This is a genomic window from Paenibacillus piri, assembly GCF_004354045.1.
GTDB lineage: Bacteria > Bacillota > Bacilli > Paenibacillales > NBRC-103111 > Paenibacillus_S > Paenibacillus_S piri.
Genome location: NZ_SMRT01000011.1, coordinates 208,732 through 228,481 on the forward strand (window position 1 = coordinate 208,732; position 19,750 = coordinate 228,481).

Consider the following 19,750-nt stretch of genomic DNA (forward strand, 5'->3'; position numbering starts at 1 on the left):
CCCCTATAAAATTATAAGATACATCCAATAAATTTATTAATTATCGTAGAGATAATTGAAAATATCTATATAATTTTATCAAAATCCATTATTTTCCAAAGCATTCTTTACTGCTTCCAAATATTGATACCCATACTTTTTATCTGGCTCCAAATATGTTCCTTCCGCCCACTCATTCCAAGCATTAATAAACAAAAATTCACTGTTTCTGTTCACTGCCTTTTTAATTTGTTCGTTTAGATAATAACTGAATTTTTCGGGGGTTGACCCTTTGAAAATCAGTGCTCGGTTTCCAGTTCTTGCGGAGTTATCCCAATCAACAAATGCACCTAAAAATGTCTTAATATTATTTTCAGGTCTTTCTAGTATATTTAACCAAAATTTATCGTAATCCATCACATTAAACTTTTGATGATACCCATCTACAGCTCTTTCAAAATTGAAACCAAAATTTGTAAGAGTTAAGGTGTATGATGGTTCGAATTCAACACAAGCATCAAAACCTGTAACTTGAGGGTCTTTAAATACATTTAGGGTTTGAACAAAATAAATACCTTCGAGTCCATTCTGCTTGGCTAGATTTTGCCAATACAGTAGCATTTCCTGACATTTTGGAATGCTACGAGTTCGATAGATAATAAATAAAGGTTTGTTGTCCACCCTGATATACCTTTCGTCTTTAAATGCTGTTAATAGAAAATCGAAATGTTCTTTCCAATCCTCTTCATCGCCATAATCTTGAGGCATTAAGACATCGTAATTCGTTCCATCCCATCTTCTAGACCACGGTTCATTTGCCCATGAGAGACAGAAAGGAAAATGAGGTTCTCCTTTTCGAAGAATCTCATTAAAGGGTTTTTCGAGTAACCTTTTTCCTTTGAACCAGTAATGATAATAGCAAAATCCATAGATCCCATATTTTTTAGCAATTTCTGCTTGCCATTTCCTAGCAGTTTCATCTGTTAAATCATAATAATAATCTTGATAAGGTTCCCGAGGTTGATAATGTCCAGGAAATAGAGGCTTTGCTTTTCTTGTATTCGTCCATTCGGTAAATCCTTGTCCCCACCAAAGATTATTCTCAGGAATTTCATGAAATTGAGGCAAATAGAAAGCTATAATTTTCAAAAAAATCATCTCTCCTTTTGACCATCTATATCCGTTTTACGCTGCTTTTTCTCTACATTTTCCCACTTCCCATCTGACTTGCTTTTAACCGTAATGTAATCTTATGCTAAAAATCAGTTTTTAGTTCCTCAGAGATATAAGCTGTTGCCGCTAGAAGATAACGTCCAAAAGCTGGCGGGATTGCCTGTCCGGAAGTTGCTGAATATAATGACCTTATCACAGAAAAGGAAAAGGATGCGCCCCATAAATGTGGGCCTGCGGCAACAGGCTCACGGGATACATCCCCTACCCAACATGGTCATTGTAGCAGAGTACGATCAGCCACATGCCGCCGTAGCCGGCGATTTCGGAGCCGCATTCCATGACGACTTAGTGCGCGCGAACTGATTGTTTGTCAGCTTGTTGTGGAACGCCCCGGCCGACCACGGAGTCGTAAATGCCTCCTGCTCGATGGCGCAAATGGTAGGAATATCTTCTATTTTCATCAGGCTAAACGCAAAATGCCCGACTTCCTGATCGGGACGCTCCACTCGCTGTTCTAACGAATGAGTCATCTGGATTTTATGCTCTTATGATTCAACCTCAAAAACCACATTCAAAAGTTGTTTCAATCTATGCGGATACGTTTGCTCCTGCAACGTTCGATGAAGCCCCCTTAAAGCGATTGTATTTCGCTCCTCCTCGTGAGTCAGGTAATATCGTATTTTTTCGATTAGTTCCTCAGGAGACGAGTAGGTTTCGATTTCTTTTCCCACCGTATAATTGTGAACCAATTCCTCTCGTACATCCGTAAGCTGAAAAGTACCGCAAGCCGCGATTTCGAACGTTCTCGGGTTAATGGAATGAGCGGGCAATCTTCTGCTGTTTTTGTCGAAAAATGTCGTATCGTCATACGCCCGATGATTGTTGATAGCTATTTTGGATGCGTTCAAGCAGTATGCAGATTGTTCGGGAGACAAAAATACAGGCTGAATTTTATCGGGAAGCAGCTTATGGCCTAGTTTCCCCCAGTCAGGACCTACAACAAGGGTTTGATATCGATTCAATTCGGAGGCAATTTGGTCAAAGAGAGCGATTCTGTTAATCCATGCCGTACCCAAAAAACAAATATCCGTGTCTTTGGATACTTCTTCGTTCCGGTGAAATATTGCCGTATGGACTGCCAGCGGCAAATAATGGACATGGCTGCACCCTAATGACTGGTATAATGGTACACAGCTGATCTCTTGCGTAAAAACAAAGTCGTAATAGGCGGCATAATTTGCCGTTACATCCGTATAATAAGGATCGTCCGTAAACCATACGGCGGTTTTGACGCCCATTTTCCGAATCGCTTCCACTTGAGCAACCGGAAACATGTCGCCTAATATAACGAGAACAAGATCCGGGTGCAGTTCCGAGACCAAGCGGGCTACATCGTCTCGTACGTCTGCAGTCACGCATTCCTTGACCAAACCTGCCAAGCCTTCCACAATCCCTCGGGTAATGACCTTATAAGTCCCCTCGTTACTCGCGGGAACGACGACGATTCGTTTATCTTCATATATCGTACTAATGTCGGTTCCGACCTCCTTTGCGAAACATTTCCTGCCACATCGCCATCAAAGCTTGGAATCATGGATCAGTTTGGCAATCTTTTTATTAAATAGCTCATCAGCTTCAGTAGCCACTTCGAACAAGATGCCCAGTTTCTATTGCCGTCAGCACCCCGTTTTTTTTTCCATGTTCATAAAGAGCATTATTATGTCCGGGGTTTACGCCTCCTGGAACAACCTCCTTTACGCTAGGCAGCACACCTAGCGAGGAATATCAATCATTTTTAATTCGTGAAAAAACGGTATACCAGTTATGGTCTCCGTCAATTAAAACGATGTCACAATACTTAATTGTTTTCAAAGTCGTCAAGCTTAAATCCCGAATGAATTCGAACGGTCACCGTACGCCTCATTTGTCTGTACATTGAACATGGGGACCGGGTCGATGCAGATTAATTTGCTGTCCGCAGCTTCACAGTAGCGAAGCAAGTTGGCTGTATTCAAACCGTCCGCGCAGCCGATTTCAACAATGACTTTTGGACGAATCATGTTGAAGATCAGTTGAATAAGCGGGTCCTAAAATCTCTTCATGTTTACTCCCTTTCTCTACCATTTGGTAATTTCCGTCATAATTGCTCAAAGAGCGCGAAGCAACCACTTAGGTAATGGAGGTTTGCTTCATTGTACGTCCGGGATGGATGTTGTGAAACGGCATTTGTACGTTCACGGTGATTAAAGAGACATCCGGTTGCCCGTATTTAAGGCTGTGTTAGGTACTCCCAAGACCTGATACAAATCAACGAAAGACATCATAAATCCCCCGAACACCGTGATAGCTTTATTATATGACATTCCATATTTTGTAACAATAAAAGGACACAAATCCGAATGAGATTTGGCGGTTTTCGCAGCAGCCTCAAAAATACTGTATTTTCTTTCATGAAAAAATTATGTACATATGTATCAAATGCTCTATTTTGCGAGGATGTCAAAAGGAGCTGCCGTGGCAGCTCCTTTATCCGTATTTTTATTAAACAAACGTTCCCGTCCCTCGGTTTTAAGGGTTTATCTCACATTTACTCACTCATTCGCAGGATTTCATCAACTAGGAAGTCAATGTCGGAGGGAAAATAAGGTATGAACCCATGAGGTCACTTTTTTTAAGCATGCGTAAATAGAAGTACTGTCTGGAACTTTTCTCCAAGCATTTTCTACTGCACGTATTCTCCACAAGATCCCAGGAAGTTTACCATCCCACGGCTCGACGGGTCTATGCCCTTACATTCCTTCGTTACACTTATCCAAGGTGTGGAGACCGATAGCGTTTAGCTGATGGGTCTATGCCCTTATCGGGTACGAACTCGGTCCTCCGTGCTTTCTTTGTTTGAAATCCTACGAATGAGTCAGTTTACGTTATTTCACTTTTTATGCTGCTTGTACGTATGAGTGGACTGTTTTTTCAGGGGTGAACGAGTCTTCGTTCTGAACAATACCGACAAGGATTCGTGCCAGTTTCCCCAGTACTTTGAATACGGACTGCTGCTTGCTCATGTGCTTAACCTGAACATTGTTTTCATGCAGTTGCCGGAAGACAGGATTGGTTCCTACCAGTGTAAGTGTGGCTAGATACATATATTTTCGTAGCTTAGCATCTCCGCGTTTCGAGATCACGATCTCTCCCTTGCGCTTTCCTGACATGCTCTCTGCCAGGTTTAAGCCGGCTCTCCTCAGCAATTGACGCCCGTGGGCATACTGTCTCAAGTCACCGGCACTGGACAGAATCGCAGCAATGTAAATCGTACCAAGACCTTTGATCGAGCGAAGTTGGCTCACCAGCGGAATCCCTTCCAGTACCGTTCCGAGTTCCCGTTCAAACTGTTCTAAGATGTCAGCAATACGCTCAAACTCGTCTAACAAACGTTTTAGGTCCTGCTTTGCCTCCCTTAGTGAAGCACTCTCTCCTACACTCTGTCTGGCTTTAGAAAGGAGTTCAGCGGCTTTCTGTCTGCCAGTGTTGCCGCCAGCTCGCTTCATGTATGTTCTCCAACCACTAATGACCCCTTCAATGGTTTGGCCACGCAGATCGGACGGTGACGGAAATGCTTTGAGGGTTGCAATCGACCGCGGGCATGTCCAATCCTTAAAGACAGAAGCATATTCAGGGAAATAAATATCCAGCCAGCGGACAATCCGATTCTGTAGCCGAACGCTATTCGTGACCCAAAACTCCCGATCACTCATCATCGTACGCAGCCTCTGGAAGTCCCCCGCTTGACGAGTGTAATCGTAGTAATATCCACGGCTGACAACGTCTGCAATGACGAGAGCGTCTTTGGGATCGCTCTTGGAAGGGCAGTTATCTCGGTTTTCCTTGTTTCGTTTCGTTGTCGCTGGATTGACCATGACAACATCTTTGCCCTTGTCAGCAAGCCAATTGGCCAGATTATATCCATAGTGTCCCGTCGGTTCCATTCCGATTACGACGTTCTTCAACTGGTGTTTCTGCTGGATTTCATCGATCCACCGATCTAATTTCATATAACCTTCAATTGTGTTTGAGAATGAAAGATGCCTCTTGGTAAGTATGATACCGCGAAAATTGGTTGCTTGTGCTACGTGAGTTTCTTTCGCTATGTCGATTCCCACAATGAGGTGAGTCGTGGAAATTCGTTCAATTCGTTGATTTTGGCCGTCTGTTTGTTTAAACTTCATTATAAGAGCGCCTCCTTGATGGTGTTGGGTTTTAAACCTGTGGACAAACCCATCATACCGAGGCGCTCCTTTTTTGACAAAGCCTATTTCTTAGGCTATACAGGAATGTTTAGCTCAATGATCTGAAGAAATTGTTTCACTCAAGCTATTCCTCAGAAATCTCTACGCACTATCTAAACCCAATTTGACGCCAAAATTAGGCATTCACCTTGCCTATGGCGAATATCTTAATGGGGAAGTACATTTTTTAAAATTGAGGCGATACACTTGGGATACTTCGTTACTGTGGAACCGGGCGTAAAAGTATTTATAGAGGACATCAATCCGAAGGGAAATAAAACGATACTTTTTATTCATGGATGGCCGCTAAACCATAACCAGTTCGAATATCAGTTCAATTTCCTTCCTAATCTCGGATATCGTTGTATCGGAATGGACTGGAGAGGATACGGCAATTCGGATAAACCATTCGACGGTTACGGTTTCGACAGATTAGCAGATGATCTTCGTATGGTCATCGAAGCGTTACAGCTAAAAAACATAACACTGGCAGGACACTCTACCGGAGGCGCGATCTCGATTCGTTATATGGCTCGTTACAAAGGGTTCGGGGTATCTAAACTCGTCCTGATCGACGCTGCGTCTCCATCAAGCGTTCCAAAAGAATTTACGAATAAAATCATCGAAGAAACAAACAATGACCGTCCGAAAATGCTGCAAAACCAAACGGGGATTTTTTTCTTTCAGTACATTTCTGAACCGAAATCCGAATGGTTCTTTCTTATGGGTTTACAAGCTGCGAATTGGTCGACTTCCGCCATTATGGTCACGCTAAGAGACGAGAATGTTTACAACGATCTTGGACAGATCGATGTACCCACATTAATTATTCATGGAATTCATGATAAAGTCGTTCCGTTTACCCAAGCACAGGAAACAAATAAGCTGATTAAAAATTCGCGATTAGTTCCATTCCAATACAGCGGCCATTGCCCTTTTTTGGAGGAGCGTGATAGATTCAACCAACTATTATCTTCTTTTGCATAACGCCTCGGATTAGCCGCACCATCGCTACCCATAAATATAGTCCGATAATGCCCGATGATTGAGCAAATCTGCCCGATAGTTGAGAAAACGGCTGCAAATCCATTTCTGGACGGCAGCCTTCTTAGTTTATGGAGCTATCGTTTCCGTTAGCGTAATATCTCCAATACCATTTTTATCAATTTTAATTTTGTTCTTGAAGTTGTTCCTCGAATTCATTTACAAATACAAAACCTTTGGAGTTATAAAATCTTCGCCCAATGATATTCTCCTTTTCCACGACAACGAATAACCTTTTAATTCCACTTAATTCTTCAATGCCTTTGTTCATTAATTTACCTCCAATCCCTTGAGATTGTGCTTCTGGAAAGATATAGATTGCTCCTAGTTCCGCTTCCTCAGCATTTTGCTTTGAAGGAGAGAAGTTTGCAAATCCGTTCACCATTCCATCAATCACTGCAACTAATAAGACCGATCTTTCTATCCTGTTTTTCATAGCAATATCAGAATAATTTTTTTGAAGGAAGTCATCTTGTATTTGTTGAGGAATAATTCCTCTATATGTTTGATCCCAAGTAATTTTCGCAACCATTTGTTTCTCAGCAATATCATTGAAAGTCGCTTTTCTGATGATAGTTGCCATGTTTCTTCCTCCTAACGGTTTTTATTATTGTAACACGAAATGGATATTTATGGTTAAAAAGCATCGTTCCATAACTACGCATAACTGCCATTTAGTTTAATGAGGCCACCAGATAGATCCCGCGGCGGCCTCATGATGTTTGTGTTGAGCTATCGTATCCGTCCCTCGGTTTTAAGGGTTTATGTTCGAGAACGCATGGCCCCTCCTCTTGTGACATCTAAACGCTTGGGCCCGTTGTATTGTCGGGAATGGGATAAAGTTCTTGTCACAGGAAATTGACAAGAACTTTATCCCATAAAAAGCAAAAGCCGCAATTTACGCGACTTATAATGGGACAATGTTCTTGTCACCCGACAATTCGTTGATTTTTGTCGGTTGACAAGAACTTTGATGTCATAAATGACAAGAACTTTATCCCATTCCCGACAAAAAAAACATCGTCAAAAGTTAGTTTTGACGATGTTTTTTTGCAAGCGCAGCTATAATTTTGAATATTTTATCGGAGCATTTAATCTATGCAAATATTTATTGATGTAATTCTTTTCTTCTTGATAATTGTCTGGGTATTTCGATTCGAAATATCTCATTGAATATGCAATTGGCGTATGATCCTTTTCAACCATATGATTAATGCGTCTTTCACCAGTACAAACTAAATTATTTTCCTTTAAAGGCCGGCTCTTGGGCTCCTTAACAGTAATTAATTCAAGCCATTTTTGAGTTGTACGGCACTTAATTTCTGTATTGTTTTGCGTCCATCTACCCCACCCTTCACATAAATCAGCATATCTATAACCACATTCACAAGTGGATGGAGATGTCATCTTTTTATCGCTCAATAGATAAGGGAATGTCCCTTTACAATTGGGACATTGGTTACTAAGAGGAATTAAGTGGAATGGGCAATTGTGTATTAATACAAATTGATGCAATATACTGTGAAATCCGAATTTAATACACTGTTCGCACCAAATCGGCAACTCAACTTCTTTTCCTGAGAGCCCAAATTCTTGCCTTATGTCCAAGAACAGATTAAATAAGCTAGTTGAAAAATCAGCAAGTCTTTTCCCAGAGTCGAATGCTTGAGGAAAGTAATATCTTGAATAGAACCATCCACTATTCGGAGGAAATTCCGATTCATCATAGCTCTGAAGCACGAACTCCATTTCCTCTTTTTTCGTGATACCGTGAAACTGATGCTCCTTGGGCATAAACCTTCCAACTATGTGTGACTTTGCATTAGCCAGAAAGAAGGATCTACGGTTCACCAACTGTTCTTGACCTATAGATATCGTTATCATCGTTATATTCCTTCGAATCAACTGATTATAAATATCAATCAAACAGTCATACTGCTACTCTGTAAGCTTCTGTGCCTCATCCATAATTAAGGCGACCCTTCGTAGTCTGGAGTCTTCAGCTTTTTCATGCATTAAATTAACGATTTGATTCCGGAGTATGATTTCATCCTTTTTCCCATCAAATCCAAAGCGGAAATCAGAAAGCATATCTCGAAAAAATTTTTCTGCAGATGGTACTTTGTAACTTTTACTGTCCGCTATAAATACAGGTATTGGAGTATCTAGAAGCGCTGGTAAATAATTCACAGCGAACATTGTGGCTCTTGTTTTTCCAAGCCTAACAACGCCGCCATAGAGAGCTTCTTCTCGCATTTGAAAGCGGAAGCGCTCTATCCCTATCATATCCGTTCTTTGGACGAGGCACAACGGAGAATAGAAGAATTTATACATTTTTATAATCATGAGCGAATACAGCGAAAACTGAATAAGCTGACACCGGTAGAGTACTGGCGCCAGCTTGCAGCCTAGGGGCTTTTTTCAATGTCTACAAAATTGGGGCTTGACCAGATCTAGCGATGGTTTTTAATTTGGTGGCTTGTTAACATAGCAACATATTTATCGACATAGTTACTTAACAATTTATTTTCATCAGTTTGGTACTCAAAAACTCTCATGGCTACAGCGATGGCCCTTCCATTCGGTACCACGGATCACTAAGCCCGACTTTCGTCCCTGCTCGACCTGTTTGTCTCGCAGTCAAGCTCCCTTCTGCCTTTGCACTAATGATTTCCAACCATTCTGAGGGAACCTTAGGGCGCCTCCGTTACGCTTTAGGAGGCGACCGCCCCAGTCACCCTACCAGAGTAGACCTAAATCTACAATCCAAAGCTTCGGTGGTGTGTTTACCCCGTTACATTTTCCGCCCTTAAGGACGATATTCACTAGGAATATAACGGAGTTATCAATAAATTTCCCACATAATTTCATCTGCTTTGCGGTTGGTGTCAGCTTCGCCGGCAGCCCATCCAGACGAACCGTTCAATGACCGTCGCTGAAGCAGGCACTGCCACCTGAAGCTGCCCATTCCGTATTGCAGGATTGCTTTCATTCGCTCCGATCCTTCTTGGTTTGAATGATATAGTAAGGCTGATTGGACAAGCGGTTCTCAAATCCGGGTATCATCCATGCATCGCCGTTTGACGTTCTTACCTCAAAAAAATACGCAATCGGATACGGCGACATCGTATACGCTGCAGGGATCCAAGCCCGAAAGCTATCTCCCTGCCGTTCCATGTCCAAGGTTGCATACGATTCAGCCTGGTTGACATGACGATAATGCAGCAGCACATGCAGACCGGAGGCAGCTCCTGTAAAAGTAAGCTGTGCTTCCATCGGCTCCCCTTTTATAAAGGAGCTTACGGGAGCATGGACGCCTGGGGGACGTTCCCCTCTCGGAACTGCGGCCAGCATATCGTCCATGGTGCGGACTTCCGGTGAAGTTCCCGCCTGAAGCTCGCTATATATGCGTTCAATAGTCTGGATGTCCTTGTCAATATCGCTCAGCCGGTCGGACCAGTGTCCGCGCGAATAATGGGCGCGCCCGAAAGTCAGATCTTCCTTGTAAACGTCTGAAGAGGCTTCGATCACCCGCTTCCAGTGATCTCGGGCGGCATGATAATAATGGATGGCTTCCTTTAACAGGCCGGCGTCCCCTGCTCTTTCAAACAATGCATAAGCGAGCCCCGCACGAAACTTTTGCGAGAAGAACCGGCCGATGCCGGCCATAATCCGCACGTCCGCAGCCCAGCGCCGAAACGACGGCGCATGGCCGTACCGTATTCTCTCCTGCGACTCGGACAGCGTCAGCTCCGCATGCCCCGCCAAATCGTCCAGCCAATCCGCTATTTCGAGCGGCGAGTATTTTCCTCTCCGTTTTCCCGCCAGAATATCGTCCGCGAATTCGTTTACCCCATATATAAGTACAGGGTCCAGCGGACTGGCGGAACCGAACGTATGCGGTGCAGGGGTATCGAAATCGTAATTATACGGATACCCATAGGCTTGATATATATTCTCGATGCGTTCCCCGCTCCGGAATAACGGCATATTGGCATACATTTCGGGCCAATACACATTATTGGCAACGGACGGCGCATGAGCCACCAAGATAAGAGGCAAGATGCGGCTGGCATAAGCCATGGCTGCCTCACACGCTGTGGCAGCGTCCTGGAACTCCGATCGAAGAAATCTTCTCCACGTCTCCGGATCGGCGTCCGGATCATAAGAAAGTCTCCCCAACAGCCGGTACGTATATGAAAATTTGCTCCAATCGCGCACCCCTAGCCGCAAGGATTCGTCCGCATACAGCTCGCGTCCGCCCGGACTTCCCGACCCCTTGCGGCCTTTAAAAGAAAGCGGCTCGAACCACTCCACTCCGAGCGACCCGCAAAAGCCCGCGCTTCGGCCGTACCCGGCCGCCTGCTCCGGATCGCCCCACGTCAAGACCCGCTGGGTTCCCGGCCATACCCGATGGACGATCCCGTACTTGCGGTCATCGCGGTAATAATCGGCAAACCCGTAACGGGTATAGCTTCGTTTGGAGGTGACGTCCATGCCTCCCTGCTTCAGGTTGGAGTTCCCTATGCCGAAATGCGCCGACTTGGCACGAGCCCCAAGCGGTCTGGGAACAAACTCCCTGTCGCGGATGGAGGCTTGATGGTAGGAGAGCCCCATATGCTCTCCCCAGAATTTCGTCGACAATACGACCGGCATCCCTGTGTTTAACGCGATATCGACCAGCTCGCCGTTAACGCCTTTGGCATGAAAATCCACTTCAACGGAACGTCCCGCATCCTGGAGCCCCTCCATGACGACACGCCAGAAATCATGTGTCGGCTCAGGCACCCCGCCTTCAAAATGAACCCTGAAAGTGATGCCTTCGATAGCCGGACACGCTTGCAGCAGCAGCTTCAAAGCATCCCGGCAATAGGACGCATGGTTGGAGGCATCCAGGCCGTTAATTTTATACCTGGTGTTCGTATTGTCGGGGCCGTAATCGTATGCGTGGTTCCACAGCCCCAACCGGAATGTCAGTCCCCGCAGCTTTGCCTGTTCCCCGATATATTGCAGCATCTGCAGGTTTTTTTCTCGTTCCGTATCGGCAAGTCCGTCTACGTAAACCGAATATCCCGGAACCGGCAGCAAGTACGGATAGATGAAGCAAAGGTACGTATCTTCTACGATTTTGTCAATCAAGTAATCGTACCCGGCGCCGGTACCGAGCGTAAAGCGGTTAAACCGATGCGTGGCCAGCTCCGTCAAATAAGACTCCCAGAAGCCTTCGTCGTAAAACCACGCCTTGTCCTCGGCCTCGCTGCTGAACAATCGGGTCACGCTTCGTACTCGGTTGGTCGGCTTCTCCGCAAAGGAGCGGATCGAAGTCAGCGCTTCTAACGGATCGGCGGAGTGCTTGACCGTGTCCGCCAGTTCCAATACGGCATAAACAAGGCCACGCACATCCGCGCCAACTGCAATAAGTTCGTTTGCCGCCGCATGCCGGATAATCGCAAACGCTTCCGCCGCTTCCGGCAGGCCGATGCCTTGCTGCTCTGCGGCGCTTCTGGCAGCGGCTGCGTCACTTCCGGTCAACACAATGCTCAGCTTCGCTCCGCCACCTGCACTCGGCCGGTCCGACTGGATGACAGTCAGTTCCTTCGAACGCAATATCCCGGCCAAATATCCTGCGGCCCATTCACTCTCCGCCGAAGCGGCTGCTGCGTCACTTCCGTCCCTCGCGATCCAGACATCCGGAAGCTTCCTGTTCTCGCTCAACTCCCAACACCTCTTACCTATGGTTTATGCATACAGAACAACATGCCCTTCTTCCACGGTCACCGGGAAGGTTTCAAGATTTTCCTCCAGCGGTTCCACAGCCACATCGTATTTCTTAACCAGACACTGGTGCGGATTGAAGAGCGATTTCCCCGTTGTGACGTCAAACTCCCACCCGTGCCAGGGACAGGCCAATATTTCGCCTTCCCGCCCGTAACGGTAGCTTCCCGGCTGCGACGGCAGCGTTGTTCCCGTCAACCTGCCCACACACAATGGCGCTCCCTGATGCGGGCAGCTGTTGCGCAAAGCGTAATATTCCCCGTTTGCGTTAAATACGCCGATGGACCTTCCGCCGACTTGAACGATTTTTCGCTCTCCCGGCTGCATTTCGGTCGTTTTACATACTACGAATCGCTCCATGAACGGCAGCCCCCTGTTTAAAGGTTGTAAAATTCCTTCGCATTCTCAAAAAAGATTCTCCGGTGAAGCTCGTCCGGAAGCTTCGGAAAAGCTCTTCTCGGCGAGTCGAAGTCCCAATGCGGATAGTCGCTGGCAAACATTAAAATATGTTCGGCATCCATCGCTTCCAGCATCGCGAACAAATATTTGTCGTCATCCGGCCGTTCGATCGGCTGGCTCGTCATCCGCACGTGGTCCCGTAAAAATTCGCTCGGCCGTTTTTCAAGCCAGGGCACTTCATAGCGGAGCCCTTTGTATTCCGCATCCAGCCGCCACATCAACGGCGCAAGCCAGGAGACGCCCCCTTCGACAAGCGCGATTTTGAATTTGGGAAACTTCACAAAAACCCCTTCGGTCAGAAAGCTGACCAGATGAGCCTGGAAGGCAAGCGACAGGCAGGTGTGAAACTCGATGTAGCGGGTAGGATGCCCCGGCGTGGGCTGATGGTTAATGCCCATCCCATCCGTACCGGGATGAATCGCCAGCGGGAAGCCATATTTCTCGCATGCTTCATAGATCGGATAATACTGCCGCTGACCGAAGGGCGCCGTTGCTCCGGAGTCGGTCATCACCTGTACGAAATGAGGATGACCGGCCCATCGCTCAATCTCCCTGGCCGCACCTGCAGGGTCCTGGGTAGCGATATACAGCGACCCTTTGAACACGCCGTCATGATTATATTTATCCAGCCACGTATCGGCCAGCCAATCGTTATAAGCTGCGGCTACCGCGGAAGCCATATCGGGGTTCGGCAAGTTGTTCAGCATCGCGCGGGGCAGCAGAATGGCGTAATCGATCCCGTATTCGTCAATCAGCTGTTCCCTTAAAAAATCCGGATCGGTTCCCGCTCCTCCGCCGCCTGGCGGCTTGGCGTCCGCACGGTTACCCTGAATATTGCCGTAGGCCCGGGTTAACGGACGATACCAGTCCCTCCAGGGCTGAGGCAAATACTTGTTCAGCTCTTCCCTGGATTTAGGATAGACATGGACATCGCAGTCAATAATGCCTTTTTTTCCAGTCGCTTGCTTTGAACTCATTGGAACCCCTCCCGTTATGCATGAATGGTGATGAAAGCTTCGCAGCACTTTCGCACTGCGAAGTTTGGAGAATCGGATTAGCGGCTTCGGACGAAATAATACGGCTGATTCGAGATGTCCTCGTTCAAGCCCGGATAATGCCGGGCGCCGCCGTCGCTTTCAACGACCTCGAAGAAGTAGAGAATGCCGAAAGGCGACTTCGTGTAGGCTGCCGGAATTTCAGCGGCAAAGCTCGCACCGTCCCGATTCATTTCCGTGACGACGTAATGCTCGCTCTGATTCGCGTGCCGATAGTGCAGCACCACCTTCAGGCCGTCGGACGCGCCCGGCAGCTCAAGCTGCACGCCGAGCTTTTCGCCTTTGGAGAAATGCGACGGCGCCCGATGCACGAACAGCTGCCTGCGGTCCGCAGGCGAAGCGGCCAGCACCTTCATGGCTGCCTGCAGCTTTCCGGTGTCCACCGTCCGGCTGGCGTCCGAGCGGGCTGCCTGCAGCTGGCGCTCCATAGCCTGGATATCCGCTTCGATTGCAGGCAGCCGGTCCGCCCAGTGTCCTCTGACCGGTTGGGTATAGCCAAACGCAATATCCGGCTTATATTTATCCTGCGAAATCGCAACGACCCGGACCCAATGCTCTCTGGCCAGCTTGTAGAAATCCAGCGCCCGCTCCAGCTCGGCAACGTCCCCGGTCCGCTCGGACAAAGCGTAGCTTAACGCCGCCCGGAATTTGTTCGCGAAAAACTGGCCGATATGGATCAGCATGCGGGTATCCGTAACAAACCGCTGAAAATTCGCAGCTTGCGGGTCCACGGCCAGCTCTATGGCTTTGGACAAATATTGAGCGGCCGTTGTCGCCATCGCCTCCAAGCGATCGGCCGTCTCCAGCGGAGAATACTTGCCATGACGGAAGCCCTGGATAATATCATCGGCAAAATCGTCGATCCGGTAAAACAATGCGGTATCCAGCGGGCTGGCCGCACCGAACGTTCCCGGCTGCGGCGTATCGAAGCCAAACGGCGACGGCAGGTCCGGATCGGCAATCGGCTGGTTGGTATGCATTTCAGGCCAGTAAACGACATTCGCAGCGGACGGGCAATAGGCTGCGGTAACCAGGGGCAGGATGCGGCTCGCATGCGCAAGCGCCGATTCATAGCTGTCTGCCGCCTCGCCGAATTCGAAGCGCAAATATCTGCGCCATACGTCTGGATTCGTCTCGGGGTTGTAGAGCAGCCGTCCCCACAGCCGGTACGTATATTTATGCTTCAGCCAATCCCGGTTCGGCAGCTTCAGCTCTTCGGCAAGATAAGGCTCCCGTCCGCCCTCCGTGCCCGAGCCTTTGCGTCCCTTGAAGGTCAGCGGCTCGCACAGCTCGATGCCTTGCGTTCCGCTGAAATGGGAATACCGTCCGTAGCCAGCGGCCAGCGCGGGGTCGCCCCACAGCAGGAGCTTTTGAGTGCCCGGCCACAACCGGAACAAAATGCCTATTTGACGGTCATCCCGCAAATAGTCTGCATAGCCGTATCGCGTAAATCGGCGCGACCATGCAGTAATGGCCTGCATATCCATTGTCTGATTCTTCGGCAAAGAAAATTCGTTATCCCGGATAGCCGCCTGATGATAGCTGGGCCCCATATGCTCTGCCCAATATTTCGGCGAGATAAATATCGGCTGGCCGGTATCAATCGCGATTCGGATCAGTTCGTCATTAATGCCCTTCGCATGCATATCGATTTCTAACCGGCGGCCGATGTCCTTCGTTCCCGCCAGCGCAACGCGCCAAAACTCGTAAGCGGGCTCCGGAATACCGCCTTCATAATGCACGCGGAACGTCAAGCCGTCGATCTCTGTAAACTCCTTCAGCAGCTTGGCGATCGCATCACGGCAATAGGGGGCATGGTTCTTCTCGTCAATACCGGCGATCGTATAGTTCATATTCGGACTGTCCGTAAATATGTAGGAATGATTCCAAAGTCCGAGCTGAAAATGCATTCCCCGCCGCTTGGTTTCCTGGCCGATATAGCGGAGCGTTTCAAAGTTCAGCCTTCTCTCCTCTTCGGACAGCTCAAGAGCTTTCACCTCATAGCCCGGCACATCAAACAAGAACGGGTAGGCAAAGCTAAAGTAGTTGTCGCGCACATTCGGATCGTGGCCGTAATCATACCCCATGCCTAAAGACAGGGTGAACCGGTTAAATCGCTGTGTCGCCAGCTCCGTCAAATATTCATCCCAGAACGACTTATCGTAAAACCACGGCTTATCCTCCGGCTCGCAAGCGAACAAGCGGGTTACGCTGCGGATCTCATTGGCCGGTTTGTCGACGAGCGTCCTGACGTCAAGCAGCTCCCCGGTAATATCGCCGGAAGCATGCCGGATTCGATCCGTCAGCTCCAGGAGGGCATACACGAGCCCGCGTCCGTCAGGGGCCGTCAGTACGATTTTCCCTTGAGCGGCAAGGATCGCAAGCGATTCCGCTTCCTCCGGCAAAGCAACGCCAAGCTCACGGCCTGCAGCTATGGCTGCCGGGGAGTCGTTCCCGGAAATGATAATTTGCACCTTGGCGAATTGCCCGGCCCCTTCTTGTTCGAGGGCGACACCCATTCCGCGGCTTTCCAGCGCGCCGATCAAGGTTTGCTTCGCCCATTGGACGGATGGCTCCGAACCCAGCGCAGTTTGAGGGTCATGTACAATCATAATATCAGGCGAGCTGCCCGATTGATTTGCATGTGACACGGATTATCTCCTCCAATTCGATATATACATATATCGGTTTTTATCCCTTCAGACCGGCAGTAGCAATGCCTTCAATAAAATATTTTTGCAGACTCAAAAAGATGACAAAGATCGGCAGCAGGGACAAAACGGATGCCGCCATGATGGCGCCATAATTCGTCTGTTCCTCGGTTTGAAACTGCAGCAGTCCAAGCGGAATAGTGAATTTATCCTTGTTGCTCAAGAAGACCAGCGCGTTCTCGTAATTGTTCCACGAACCGACAAACGAAAAAATAACTAGCGTGGAAACGACCGGCATGGATAACGGAAGTATGATTCTTGTAAACGTTTTAAAGTGGTTGCAACCGTCCAATTTAGCCGCTTCAACCAATTCATCCGGTATCGTGGTGAAAAACTGCCTGAATAAAAAGGTGCCGAAAGCGCTGAAAATACCGGGAAGCATCAACGCCCACAGGCTGTTGTACAAGCCCATCAAGCGGTACAAGACAAACCTCGGAACCAGAAGCATCTGATGCGGAAACATCAGTGTGGCGATATAAATGACGAAGGCAGGCTCTCTGCCTTTAAACTTGATTTTCGCAAAAGCATACCCCGCAAGCGCGCTTGTAATCACCTCGCCGACGACACTGACCACGGAAACCTTGACCGAGTTCATAAAATACGTTTGGAAACGCGCAAACCATACGGTTACATAGTTATCGAAAATAAACGTTTTAGGTATCCATCGGATCGGAAATTCGAATACATCCGCGGTCGGCTTGAAGGATGCGGACAGCATCCAGAAAAAAGGCATGACGGATATGATGGAAAGAATGAGCATAACTACGGTTAAAACCGTTTTTTGAGCTAATTTAAAAGACCTCGCATTCATCTCGATCCTCCTCTCCTCTAGTTTACGTGCGAGTCTTTATTGGAAAATTTCCACTGCAGCGCCGTAAAGATGAAGACCAGGACGAACAGCACCCATCCGATCGCGTTGGCATATCCAATCTTGTTGTACGTAAAGGCAGCTTTATAAATATAGTAGACCAGAACCGATGTAGAGGTGCCCGGCCCTCCCTGCGTCATGACGTTCACCTGGGTGAACACCTGAAACGATCCGATAATGGAGATCACCGTTACGAAGAACAAGGTTGGCGACAGCATCGGAATTGTAATCTGAAAAAATTTGCGGATCGGTCCCGCTCCGTCGATTTCCGCCGATTCGTACAAAGTGCCGGGAACGCTTTGCAGTCCGGCCAGCAAAATGACGGCGTTATACCCGACGGCCTGCCAAACGCTCATGATGATAATCGAGATCAGCGCCCATTGGGACGAAGACAGCCAGCCCGGCGGGTTTTCGATCCCGATCGATGTCAGAAACATGTTGATCGGACCGAAGGTCGGCATATACAAGATACTCCACACCACGGATATCGCAACCATGGAAGCGATATTGGGCAAATAAAATCCTAACCGGACTAAGCTCTTGCAGAAGATTTTATCGTTCAAGACCACTGCAAGTATCAAAGCCAGGAATACAGAGCACGGAACCGTAACAGCCGCGTAAACAATGGTATTCACCAAGGACTTGATGAATACGGAATCCGTCCACAAATCGATATAATTTTTCAGCCCGATAAATTTAATTCCTTTCAGGCCGGATACCAGATTCCAATCGCAAAAGCTGAATATCAGCGAAAGAATAATCGGAATTAATTTAAAAACAATATAACCGATTAAATTAAGTGAAAGAAACAGCCAACCCGCTATATTTTCATACAGGATATCCTTGCGAAGCTTCTTTTTGCGCGTAGGTACCAATAATGAGTTCTTCTTTGCCAGTTCCATCGGGCATACCTCCACAGATCTCCTATTTCCCTGCTTTTTTAATTAACTCGTCAGACTGTTTTTTCAATTTGGCTACAGTCTCTGCCGGGGTTTGATTTCCCATCAGGCACGAAGTAATTTCCGATTTTACCATATCCATCATTTCAGCTTTTGCCGTATTGATTGTAGTCAGGTATGGCGTGAGCTTCATCTTATTATCGATAAATGTTTTCATGCCTGAAGGCTGATCAAAATGCGGGTAATCGAAAATAATTTTGCCCACCTTTTCTTTTACTGCAGCATCCATGGACGAAAGATTGGCAGGCGTCATTGCTTTGGATTGAGCGAAAATCTCCGGCGCCTCCAGGCAGTAAAATTTAAGGAACGTCCAGGCCGCCTCTTTATTGGGCGCGCTCGCTGGAATGCTGAAATCGCTTATATAGTATACATTGCTCAAGTCGTCTTCTTTTTTCACTTTAGGCAGATTGACAACGCCATAGTCAAAATTGGTAAAGCCATAGGACTCCTGCGAGCTGTACTTGACTATAAACGACGGCTGAATATACATCGCTGCTTTACCTTGCATAAAAATAGCATGCGGATTCGCATCGATCTTGAGCGCCTTGTACTCCGAAATCGGCCATGCCGATTTATCCTTCATTTCCATATCGTAATAATATTGCAATGCGTTTAAAAAAGCCGGATTATCCCAATTTGATTCCTGTCCGCCATTTTTATAGACATAGTTCATCCCGAGCTGTTGAATAGCGGGGAACGCCCACTGGCCGGTGTAGTCCGGCAAAAACCCGTATATTTTGGCGGCCCCGCTGCCTGAAGTCAATTTCAGCGCTGCCGCTCTGAGATCGTCCCATGTCCAGTCGTCGGTCGGATACGGAACTCCAGCCTTATCGAACATCGCTTTATTATAGTAAAGGCCGTAGGTCGCCATACTGTATGGAAGCGCATAATGTTTGCTGTTCACCGTTTCCAGTTCGTTAATGGATTCCCCGAACAATTGTTTATAGTCCAGATTGTCCTTCTTCAGGTAATCATCCAACGGCTCGTACATCCCGCTCGTGGCTCTGATCCGCATATCGTCAACCGAAGCTTGCGGGATGACGTCAATCGCTTCGCCCGAGGTCAGCAGGGAATTCGCGGTGGCAGGGTTGGAATCCGCCATCTTCGTATACTTCACTTTGATATTCGGATATTTCTTCTCAAATGCCTCGAAAAATGGCTGCATGCTCTCCTCGACCGTCCAGCTGTAGACATTCAGTACGGTCTGTCCCGGCGCTCCATCGGATGGCTTGGCAGCCGTCCCCGCATCTTGACTTTGGCATCCAGCCGCTACGATCGTGCTTGCGGTAAGCGTCAGCGGAACCAGATAACGTTTTACTTTTTTTACGGCAGCATTTTTCACCGTATTCACTCCCCTATTCTCATTGTTATGCGTTCATGTCTTCATTATAAAAAGTCAAAAAGCAAGTTGAAATGTGATTTCTTAGGGCAATCGTTGTTTTAT

The 19,750-nt window shown here is 47.5% G+C and carries 17 protein-coding genes and 1 other annotated feature; of the genes, 2 read left to right on the forward strand and 15 right to left on the reverse strand.

Going from position 1 to position 19,750, the window contains the following annotated elements:
• Positions 1-78 precede the first annotated feature (78 nt).
• From E1757_RS21935 to E1757_RS21950, 4 genes are all read right to left on the reverse strand, one after another.
• Positions 79-1,128, reverse strand: a complete 1,050-nt coding sequence (locus E1757_RS21935; protein WP_133232098.1) for a glycosyltransferase WbsX family protein — start codon at positions 1,126-1,128, stop codon at positions 79-81.
• A gap of 317 nt (positions 1,129-1,445) precedes the next feature.
• Positions 1,446-1,682, reverse strand: coding sequence for a hypothetical protein (locus E1757_RS21940; protein ID WP_246079366.1), 237 nt, complete (start codon positions 1,680-1,682; stop codon positions 1,446-1,448).
• A gap of 15 nt (positions 1,683-1,697) precedes the next feature.
• A complete protein-coding gene (locus E1757_RS21945) occupies positions 1,698-2,591 on the reverse strand; it encodes a CgeB family protein (RefSeq protein ID WP_133232100.1) in 894 nt (297 codons plus the stop codon).
• Between the two features lie 1,497 nt (positions 2,592-4,088).
• Positions 4,089-5,375, reverse strand: a complete 1,287-nt coding sequence (locus E1757_RS21950) for an IS110 family RNA-guided transposase (RefSeq protein WP_133232102.1) — start codon at positions 5,373-5,375, stop codon at positions 4,089-4,091.
• A gap of 267 nt (positions 5,376-5,642) precedes the next feature.
• Between E1757_RS21950 and E1757_RS21955 the strand changes: the two genes are divergently transcribed.
• Positions 5,643-6,422, forward strand: coding sequence for an alpha/beta fold hydrolase (locus E1757_RS21955; RefSeq protein WP_133232104.1), 780 nt, complete (start codon positions 5,643-5,645; stop codon positions 6,420-6,422).
• Positions 6,423-6,603: 181 nt separating this feature from the next.
• On the opposite strand, the gene E1757_RS21960 is transcribed toward E1757_RS21955, so the two are convergent.
• The 3 genes from E1757_RS21960 to E1757_RS36580 all read right to left on the reverse strand — a co-directional run bounded on the left by E1757_RS21960 (position 6,604) and on the right by E1757_RS36580 (position 8,735).
• Positions 6,604-7,062 carry a GNAT family N-acetyltransferase gene (locus tag E1757_RS21960; protein WP_246079367.1) on the reverse strand — a complete coding sequence of 153 codons (459 nt, stop codon included), beginning with the start codon at positions 7,060-7,062 and terminating at the stop codon, positions 6,604-6,606.
• Positions 7,063-7,541: 479 nt separating this feature from the next.
• On the reverse strand, positions 7,542-8,363 hold the full coding sequence (locus E1757_RS21965; RefSeq protein ID WP_133232106.1) for a hypothetical protein: 822 nt from the start codon (positions 8,361-8,363) through the stop codon (positions 7,542-7,544).
• A gap of 54 nt (positions 8,364-8,417) precedes the next feature.
• The gene (locus tag E1757_RS36580; protein WP_246079368.1) at positions 8,418-8,735 is read right to left on the reverse strand and encodes a hypothetical protein; all 318 of its coding nucleotides are present in this window, start codon (positions 8,733-8,735) and stop codon (positions 8,418-8,420) included.
• On the opposite strand from E1757_RS36580, the gene E1757_RS21970 reads away from it, so the two are divergent.
• Complete coding sequence (locus E1757_RS21970) at positions 8,736-8,891, forward strand: IS3 family transposase (protein ID WP_246079369.1); 156 nt, start codon at positions 8,736-8,738, stop codon at positions 8,889-8,891.
• Positions 8,892-9,038: 147 nt separating this feature from the next.
• Positions 9,039-9,250: a sequence feature (23S ribosomal RNA rRNA prediction is too short), on the reverse strand.
• 74 nt (positions 9,251-9,324) lie between these two features.
• Here the strand turns inward: E1757_RS21970 and E1757_RS35905 are convergent.
• The 8 genes from E1757_RS35905 to E1757_RS22005 all read right to left on the reverse strand — a co-directional run bounded on the left by E1757_RS35905 (position 9,325) and on the right by E1757_RS22005 (position 19,648).
• On the reverse strand, positions 9,325-9,471 hold the full coding sequence (locus E1757_RS35905) for a hypothetical protein (RefSeq protein WP_165972228.1): 147 nt from the start codon (positions 9,469-9,471) through the stop codon (positions 9,325-9,327).
• Positions 9,468-12,194 carry a hypothetical protein gene (locus tag E1757_RS21975; protein WP_133232108.1) on the reverse strand — a complete coding sequence of 909 codons (2,727 nt, stop codon included), beginning with the start codon at positions 12,192-12,194 and terminating at the stop codon, positions 9,468-9,470. Before E1757_RS21975 ends, E1757_RS35905 begins: the two co-directional genes overlap by 4 nt.
• Positions 12,195-12,218: 24 nt before the next feature.
• On the reverse strand, positions 12,219-12,614 hold the full coding sequence (locus tag E1757_RS21980) for a Rieske (2Fe-2S) protein (protein WP_133232110.1): 396 nt from the start codon (positions 12,612-12,614) through the stop codon (positions 12,219-12,221).
• Between the two features lie 17 nt (positions 12,615-12,631).
• Entirely contained in the window at positions 12,632-13,690 is a 1,059-nt protein-coding gene (locus tag E1757_RS21985) for an amidohydrolase family protein (protein ID WP_133232112.1), read from the reverse strand.
• A 77-nt stretch (positions 13,691-13,767) separates the two neighbouring features.
• A complete protein-coding gene (locus E1757_RS21990) occupies positions 13,768-16,419 on the reverse strand; it encodes a hypothetical protein (RefSeq protein ID WP_133232114.1) in 2,652 nt (883 codons plus the stop codon).
• Positions 16,420-16,459: 40 nt separating this feature from the next.
• Complete coding sequence (locus E1757_RS21995; RefSeq protein WP_133232116.1) at positions 16,460-17,290, reverse strand: carbohydrate ABC transporter permease; 831 nt, start codon at positions 17,288-17,290, stop codon at positions 16,460-16,462.
• Positions 17,291-17,307: 17 nt separating this feature from the next.
• Positions 17,308-18,249: a carbohydrate ABC transporter permease gene (locus tag E1757_RS22000; protein WP_133232118.1), complete on the reverse strand. Its 942-nt coding sequence runs from the start codon at positions 18,247-18,249 to the stop codon at positions 17,308-17,310.
• A 22-nt stretch (positions 18,250-18,271) separates the two neighbouring features.
• The gene (locus tag E1757_RS22005) at positions 18,272-19,648 is read right to left on the reverse strand and encodes an ABC transporter substrate-binding protein (RefSeq protein ID WP_133232120.1); all 1,377 of its coding nucleotides are present in this window, start codon (positions 19,646-19,648) and stop codon (positions 18,272-18,274) included.
• Positions 19,649-19,750: the final 102 nt, after the last annotated feature.